Source organism: Sphingomonas sp. CCH10-B3 (assembly GCF_001556185.1).
Classification (GTDB): domain Bacteria; phylum Pseudomonadota; class Alphaproteobacteria; order Sphingomonadales; family Sphingomonadaceae; genus Sphingomonas; species Sphingomonas aquatica.
This window is the reverse complement of sequence record NZ_LSIJ01000065.1, coordinates 1-1423: the sequence shown is the minus strand read 5'-3', so window position 1 is coordinate 1423 and position 1423 is coordinate 1. Positions and strand designations below refer to the sequence as shown.

Genomic DNA, 1423 nt, shown 5'->3' with positions numbered 1-1423 from the left:
GTTAGCGTCCGCGCTCGTGGTGTAATTTCCGGTGTAGGCGATGGTGTATTCCGGGGTGGGGCATGCCCCACCCCGGAATGCGGCGTCGCTGGTGGCCACCGGGTTCATCGTTATGGTGGAGTTTGCACACTTCAACCGTGACGAAGAGGAGTTCCCGATGACCGAGGACAGATTACTGATCGAAGAGCTGGCTGCAAAGGGCGGCCAACCGGATTTTTTGCGCACCATCGCCGAGAACGTGCTGCAGCTGATCATGGAGGCCGACGTTGATGGCCTGATCGGCGCGGGTCGCCACGAACGCAGCAGCGAGCGCGCGACCTGGCGCAACGGCTATCGCGACCGTTCGCTGGATACCCGGGTAGGCACGCTGAACCTGAAAATCCCCAAGCTGCGTGCTGGGTCCTATTTTCCGGGCTTCCTTGAGCCCCGCAAGATGGTCGAGAAAGCGCTGGTTGCGGTGATCCAGGAAGCGTGGATCGGCGGGGTCAGCACCCGGCGGGTCGATGAACTCGTCCAGGCCATGGGCATGACCGGCATCTCCAAGTCCACCGTCTCCAAGCTTTGCAAGGACATTGACGAGCGCGTCCATGCCTTTCTGAAACGCCCGCTCACCGGCGAATGGCCGTATCTCTGGCTCGATGCCACCTATCTCAAGGTACGCGAAGGCGGGCGGATCATCAGCGTTGCCGCAATAATCGCCATGGCCGTCAACACCGAGGGCCGGCGCGAGATCGTCGGCCTGCATATCGGCCCCTCGGAAGCGGAGGTCTTCTGGTCCGACTTCCTGAAGGACCTTGTTCGGCGCGGTCTTACCGGCGTGAAGCTGGTCATCTCCGATGCTCACGAGGGCCTCAAGGGCGCGATCACCCGCGTCATGGGCGCCACCTGGCAGCGCTGCCGGGTGCACTTCATGCGCAATGCCCTGTCCTATGTGCCCAAGGGCCAGAACACTGTCGTCGCCGCCGCGATCCGCCAGGTCTTCCTGCAGCCCGATCAGAAAAGCGCAACGCAGGTCTGGCGACAGGTCGCCGACCAGTTGCGCACCCGTTGGCCCAAGCTCGGCACCTGCATGGACGAGGCCGAAACCGACGTGCTCGCCTACACCGGCTTCCCCACCCAGCACCGCACGAAGTTACACTCAACCAATCCGCTCGAGCGGCTCAACAAGGAGGTCAAGCGCCGCGCCGACGTCGTCGGAATCTTCCCGAACGAAGACAGCATCATCCGCCTCGTCGGGGCTGTGCTGATGGAGCAGAACGACGAGTGGCAGCTCCAGCACCGATACATGCAGATCGAAGGCATGGCCGAACTCAACCAACCCATGATCGAGGAGGAAAATCAGCCCCTACACATCACCGCCAAAGCCGCCTGACGATGGCCCACGGCCACAGCCGAAATTACACCACCTTGACGGACGCGACCG

1 protein-coding gene is annotated in these 1423 nt (G+C 62.5%); it reads left to right on the top strand.

Annotation, left to right across the window (positions count from 1 at the left end):
* Positions 1–157: 157 nt before the first annotated feature.
* Positions 158–1372 (top strand): IS256-like element ISSpma2 family transposase, encoded by a 1215-nt coding sequence (locus AX672_RS11635; RefSeq protein ID WP_066651592.1) that lies wholly within the window; start codon positions 158–160, stop codon positions 1370–1372.
* The last annotated feature ends 51 nt before the right edge of the window (positions 1373–1423 follow it).